Genomic DNA, 5,804 nt, shown 5'->3' with positions numbered 1-5,804 from the left:
TCGACAAGGGATACCGCGGCCATGACGCACAGAACCCGCGCCGCGTCTTCATCTCCGGCCAGAAGCGCGGCGTCTTCGGCACTATCAAGCGCCAGCTGCGGCGCCGCTCCGCTATCGAGCCCGTGATCGGCCATTTGAAGGCTGACGGACACCTCGGCCGCTGCTACCTCAAAGGCCGCGCCGGCGATACCGCCAACGTCATCCTCTCCGCCGTCGGTTACAACTTCCGCCGCATCCTCGCCTGGCTAAGGGCTCTTTGGTACCTCTTCCTGGCTGCCTTCTTCTCAGTCACCAGCCACCGCACACCACTCAAATCGGCTTCTTAACCGACGACAAAATAAACTGCGTAAAATGAACCAGCGGTAACGCAAGCTGCGTAACCTGCATCTCTCCGCGCACAACAAGGATGGCTAGTAGTAGTGCGAGACCTACCAACATCGTGACAGAAGAAACCAGCACCGACTTTACGGCAATGAGTTCCACCGGAAAGATCGTTCCCTTAAGCAATGACCGATTATCAGCGAGGCTGCTTACGCCGGCGGACAGAGCCTCACTGAATCCAAGAAACGGGATGAGCCCCGAAAAGATGATAAGAGTATAGTCGAACGAACTCTTGCCCGGAATCCGCACCTGCAGGATAAGACTGAACACTAGGCTGTAGAGTCCCAAAAAGATCACGGGAAACAGGACCGTCCAGGCTAATCCAAAAAAGCTCGCTCCATGGCGTTGGCGCAAGTCGTGCAGGAAGGTTGCAAGCACCATCCAACGATTACCCCAAATGAGCCGAACTGGCGCAACTAGCATCCTTTTTCGCGCCCCGTAGAGCAACGTCCGTTCGCTCTACGGCTCCCTAGGTGCCTTTGGCTTTTTGGATCACGCACCGAACCTCCGCTCCGGCGCAGACAGGAAACTTAACGCACGAAATCCAGTCATGCCGCACAGCGTTGTTTCGCCGGCTTCATGAGGCGCGCATAAATATCCAGCAACTTCTTCCCCTCGAGTTCCCAGTTGATGCGCAAGCCAGCTTCAACAGCCGCACACTTGAGTTCAGCATAATGTCCGGAATCGGCAAGAGCCGTCGTTATGGCAGCGGCAACGGCCTCCGGCTTGTCTAGATTGGTGACGACACCGAAGCCGTGCTCTTCTGCTACGTCGCGCAAAAACGGCAGATCGTTTGCCAAGAATGGCACTAAGCGCCCGTCGACTATCGCTCTCAACCGAAACTCAAATCTCGCCCTGTTGCGAGTCGGCGCCTGCTTGGCAGTCGTCCTGCTGCACACCAGCGCGGACCATCTATATTTATGGAGAGGTCGGCCAGCTTTCTTGGAACTTCGCGAACCTCGTCAACTCGTCGACGCGCTGGTGTGTATCAGTCTTCGTGATGATCAGCGGTGCCTTGATCGCGTCCAAACCAATCGAGCAACCTCTCGCATTCATGTTCCGCCGCGCGCGCACCACTGTGGTGCCCATCGTCGTTTGGACCGCCGCCTATCTGTGGTGGAGGTCAGCTTATTACGACGAGCATTTCACCGCTCTGTCGGTCGCGAAGGAGGTCTTTTCCGCCCCCCCTATTATCATCTGTATTTCCTTTTCCTGATCGGCGGTTTCTATGTCTTCGCACCGCCAATTGCCGCCGCCATCAGCATTTTGCCCCGATCGCAGAGCCTCGTCATGTCGGGATTGGCGCTCGCCTTCGCGTCAATCACGTTGACCGCCCAGGGTCTTAACTCTAACGCGCTGACCTTCTTCGTGCCGTATCTTGGCTACTTCGCTCTAGGTGCGCTGTTGCTCGATGCCCGCGTGCGGCCCGGCCCAACCGCGGCGCTGTTCGCTTGCGCGGTCCTGATAACCGCGGCACTCACCTTCGTCGTCGTATCCAAGCGCGGCGTCAACAGTCGGTGGGGGCTGTATTTCTACAGCTACTCTAGTCCGACCGTCCTGATCATGGCGCCGGCGGTTTTCTGCCTTTTTAACAGCCTGAGAGTACCCGTGAGCTTCACCCGATGGCTCACCGCTTTCGTGCCATTGACGCTCGGGATCTATCTTGTTCATCCGATAGTGCTCGAAACTCTGCGATGGCAGTGGGGGCGCTTCGCGCCTGCACTACTGCGGCCTATTCTGGATATACCAATCACCTTCGTTCTCACGGTGATCATCTCGGCTGCCTTCGTGGGTCTAGTCAGATGCATTCCAATCGTACGGCTTGCCGTTTGACACCCCGAGAGCACATCAGCCATTTTCGCGATCTTTGATTGTACCGAATTCATACCGCTGATAGAACTGCCTACTCTGACCGCTACGCTTCTCAACAGTTGCCGGAATATCTTTCTAGATATCTGAAGACAAGAGAGTGAAATTGAATTTCCAAGAGAAAGTCGGTCACATCGATCGGGACGAGGTTATCCCCCTACGCGTTGAGCAAATTGAGAGCAAGATAACGCCGGACCCGGTTTATCCGCTGGCTCATGCCATTGACGTTGCACGGATACTGGAGGAACACGATGGCGGCTTCATCGACATGATCAATCGGTTCTTTGACCTCAGGGACGACGAGGTCGGTCGGAAAATGCCACACGGACGAGGACTCGTGTTTGCGCGTCGCATCGGCGCCGTCAATGAGTGCATCGCTGAGACCTCTGCAATCCTCGGTAAGATCGGCAAGCCGTTTCCGCCCCGCGACAAGGTGCACATCGATGTCGGTTGCGGCATGGGCTTTGGCATGGCGGCCTCCTCCAAGAGTTATTTTGGACAAAATGTGATCGGGATCGATCTTGCCCCGCATTATCTCGTAATGGCAAAGCGGCTACTTGCCGAACAAGGCGTCGAGGGGGCGAGGCTAGTTTGTGGCGACGTTTGTGACGGTTGGCCGATCGAGCTCGATGACCACAATGTCGGATTTATTTCGATGGAGGGCGTACTCGAGCACATCAAACGCCTTCCTGAATTCTTCGCAAATGTACGCAAGCTGCGGAGCTTTCCTTCGGCGATCTATTTGACGGTACCGTATCGCTGGACGTTCCAACCTGAGCCCCACTTCAACGTCCGAGGAGTCGGACTTATGCCGCGCTCTTTACAGGACCGCTATGTTGCGTGGCGCCTCGGAGAAAAAGAGATCGACCACGTCGAGCAGTATTCCGTCAATTCTCTGCGGCGAATGCTGGCGTCTCACGTTGAAGACCGCACCCACATCACGCTGAACTCCACCGAGCTGCTCAAGGCACACTACCTCAAGTGTGTGATCTACATTGAGAGCGCGGCAGATTTCAGATGAACGAAACGCGGCGTTCTGATCGATGCGCTTTACGCCAGAAAGTTGCAGAAGCGCCCAATTTTGGGGAGCCGCGCCTCGAGTTCGATATCACCCTCGCCCACTCCAGGCGCTACGGGATCAACCAGAAGACCGTCGCGAAGTGGAAGCAGCGCGAGACCGTCGCCGATCGTTCGACAGGCTCCGGGAAGCCAAGTCGACAATCCTTTCCATCGAGGAGGAGGCGATCGTCGTCGCCTTCCGGCGGCATACGCTACTGCCGCTCGACGATTGCCTCTATGCCCTGCAGCCGACCATCCCGCATCTGACGCGGTCGTCCCTGCAGCGCTGCCTTCAGCGCCACGGCATCAGCCGATTGCCGGAGGTTGAAGGCGGTAAGCCTTCGAAGAAAAAGTTCAAGGCTTATCCGATCGGCTATTTCCACATCGACATCGCTGAACTCCAGACTGCCGAAGGCAAGCTCTACCTCTACGTCGCAATCGATCGCACCAGCAAGTTCGCCTTCGTGCAACTGGTCAAGAAGACGGGAAGGACCTCAGCCTCGGCCTTCCTCGAAGCTCTGATCGCGGCTGTGCCCTACAAGATCCATACGGTTCTCACCGACAATGGGATCCAGTTCACTTTCCCGCCGCGCTATGCGGACGGCCCGGCGGCAAGATACGTGACGCATATGTTCGATATGCGATGCCAAGGATCGAACATCGGCTGACCAAGATCAAGCATCCCCGGACCAATGGCCAGGTCGAGCGCATGAACCGCACGATCAAGGAAGCGACCGTCCAACGGTACCATAACGATCGACACGATCAGCTCGAAGCTCACCTTGCCGAATTCATCACCGCCTACAACTACGCCCGGCGCTTGAAGACCCTGAAGGGCCTCACACCTTACGAACACATCTGCAAATGCTGGACTTCCCAGCCAGAAAGATCCAGACTCAACCCGCTCCAGCAAATGCCGGGACTAAACACCCTCGTCCTGTCCCCGCGGTCATGCGCCAACATCAGGCCGGGATCTACTGTCTAAAATGACGGGGGACGTTGCAAGACAGCGCACAGCGCTACCGGCACGCTTACCAGAATCAAAAAGCCAAATCAGGTAGGTTCGCTCTTGGATGCCGTCGGTTAGAGTTGCTTCTTTTTGTAAGCTCAAAAGGAGGGCAGTGTGAGTGAAGAACTATACGACGGGATGCTTGACGCGATCCCACCAAATCCCGCCAGGGCAAAGAACTACGTAGAATTGCTCGCGCTAATGAAGGAACAGCAGAAGATCGCCGAGCGCGGCGTCCGCCAATCACCTGATGATTTCTGGATGGACCAAAAAGGTCCAGTCGTTGCTCACTGCGCGCGAGCGATCGTTCCTTCTGGAGCCCCAATACTACCTTCCGGTCCGCAGGATCCAGACATCCCGCATGCAAATCGTTTAAATCGTCTGATCAAGATTCGCGTCTACCGACAAGGCCTCAAAATGACGAACGGATTCAACGGCTGAGAGTCGTCAGCCTAAGGTCGCAACCTGGGCCAGACACCTAAGTCGGCCGGTGCGGCGATAAGGTTCAAGGGCAGACATGAAAACTCGCCACTTGCGCGCCGGCTATGGGCGTCCGAAGATATTTCTATTTCAAGCGACGACTGGATGGGTTCGTCCAGGCTCTTCTTTTCGTCCAAAGCCAACTTTCAAGTTCAGCAATTTGGATCGAGAATGATTGGGGAATTTGGCATCCTGAGTATGATCTCGGGATCCGCCCTGGCCTTGTACGCACGTCGGCATCGATCGAAGGTCTTGGAGGCATGCGCTGGCGCACTGCTAATTCTTGGCCTCGCCTGCTTTGGCGCGTCACTGCCGGAGTGAGCATCCAATCTCGCGGAACTAGGCGTCTGCTCGCGCGGCAACAGAGCGCATCCCGGGTCGCACACAACTCGCGGCCGCGTCTATTATCCAGGTCGGCCGCGAGTTGCTAGAGAAGATGGTGCTTGGCCATTGCAATTTCTTGCCGTGGATTTAATCTGAGTTGGGATGACGGATCAGACTGCGCGAAACTATATGCGCGTCGCAACAGAGTTCGGGCCGATCCAAAAGCGCGCTTGGGATTTGCGCTTCAAGGCGCTTCTCGCCGTGTCTTATGCTCAACCAGAAGCGAGTAGAAGAGCGCGGTAAGATGGAAGGAATCGGCGGCTCAATATCGGACGAGTCGCACCTTTTCTTGTCCGTTGCAGGCACGATGAAGATTTCCTCAACCGCCGGCCCCCAAGAACGGCCCAGCGAAGAGGCACACGCTGGAGCCTGAGCAACTTAGTCGTCGGTTAAGAAGCCGATTTGAGTGGTGTGCGGTGGCTGGTGACTGAGAAGAAGGCAGCCAGGAAGAGGTACCAAAGAGCCCTTAGCCAGGCGAGGATGCGGCGGAAGTTGTAACCGACGGCGGAGAGGATGACGTTGGCGGCATCGCCGGCGCGGCCTTTGAGGTAGCAGCGGCCGAGGTGTCCGTCAGCCTTCAAATGGCCGATCACGGGCTCGATAGCGGAGCGGCGCCGCAGCT

The 5,804-nt window shown here is 56.6% G+C and carries 5 protein-coding genes and 3 pseudogenes; 5 read left to right on the top strand and 3 right to left on the bottom strand.

Annotated features, from left to right (window positions below; translation table 11 throughout):
• Nucleotides 1-326, top strand: a pseudogene (locus K359_RS56215) (IS5/IS1182 family transposase); the annotation flags it as partial.
• Here K359_RS56215 and K359_RS56210 read toward each other — a convergent pair.
• Both K359_RS56210 and K359_RS63850 read right to left on the bottom strand, forming a co-directional pair.
• Nucleotides 310-762, bottom strand: a complete 453-nt coding sequence (locus K359_RS56210) for an ABC transporter permease (RefSeq protein WP_051346829.1) — start codon at nt 760-762, stop codon at nt 310-312. The pseudogene K359_RS56215 and the gene K359_RS56210 overlap by 17 nt on opposite strands.
• Before the next feature lie 167 nt (nt 763-929).
• Complete coding sequence (locus K359_RS63850) at nt 930-1,181, bottom strand: glycosyltransferase (RefSeq protein WP_166209501.1); 252 nt, start codon at nt 1,179-1,181, stop codon at nt 930-932.
• A 142-nt stretch (nt 1,182-1,323) separates the two neighbouring features.
• On the opposite strand from K359_RS63850, the gene K359_RS60515 reads away from it, so the two are divergent.
• The 4 genes and pseudogenes from K359_RS60515 (at nt 1,324) to K359_RS62700 (ending at nt 4,759) form a co-directional block, all read left to right on the top strand.
• Nucleotides 1,324-2,214 (top strand): acyltransferase, encoded by an 891-nt coding sequence (locus K359_RS60515; RefSeq protein WP_165128029.1) that lies wholly within the window; start codon nt 1,324-1,326, stop codon nt 2,212-2,214.
• A 136-nt stretch (nt 2,215-2,350) separates the two neighbouring features.
• A complete protein-coding gene (locus K359_RS0146515) occupies nt 2,351-3,271 on the top strand; it encodes a class I SAM-dependent methyltransferase (RefSeq protein ID WP_029085100.1) in 921 nt (306 codons plus the stop codon).
• 86 nt (nt 3,272-3,357) lie between these two features.
• Nucleotides 3,358-4,294, top strand: a pseudogene (locus K359_RS60510) (IS481 family transposase).
• Between the two features lie 138 nt (nt 4,295-4,432).
• A complete protein-coding gene (locus tag K359_RS62700; RefSeq protein WP_156929102.1) occupies nt 4,433-4,759 on the top strand; it encodes a hypothetical protein in 327 nt (108 codons plus the stop codon).
• An 812-nt stretch (nt 4,760-5,571) separates the two neighbouring features.
• On the opposite strand, the pseudogene K359_RS56195 reads toward K359_RS62700, so the two are convergent.
• Nucleotides 5,572-5,804, bottom strand: a pseudogene (locus tag K359_RS56195) (IS5/IS1182 family transposase); the annotation flags it as partial.

It is taken from the genome of Bradyrhizobium sp. th-b2, from assembly GCF_000426785.1.
GTDB classification, from domain to species: domain Bacteria; phylum Pseudomonadota; class Alphaproteobacteria; order Rhizobiales; family Xanthobacteraceae; genus Bradyrhizobium; species Bradyrhizobium septentrionale.
The sequence above is the reverse complement of the archived record's forward strand: the minus strand, read 5'-3'. Positions and strand labels throughout refer to the sequence as shown.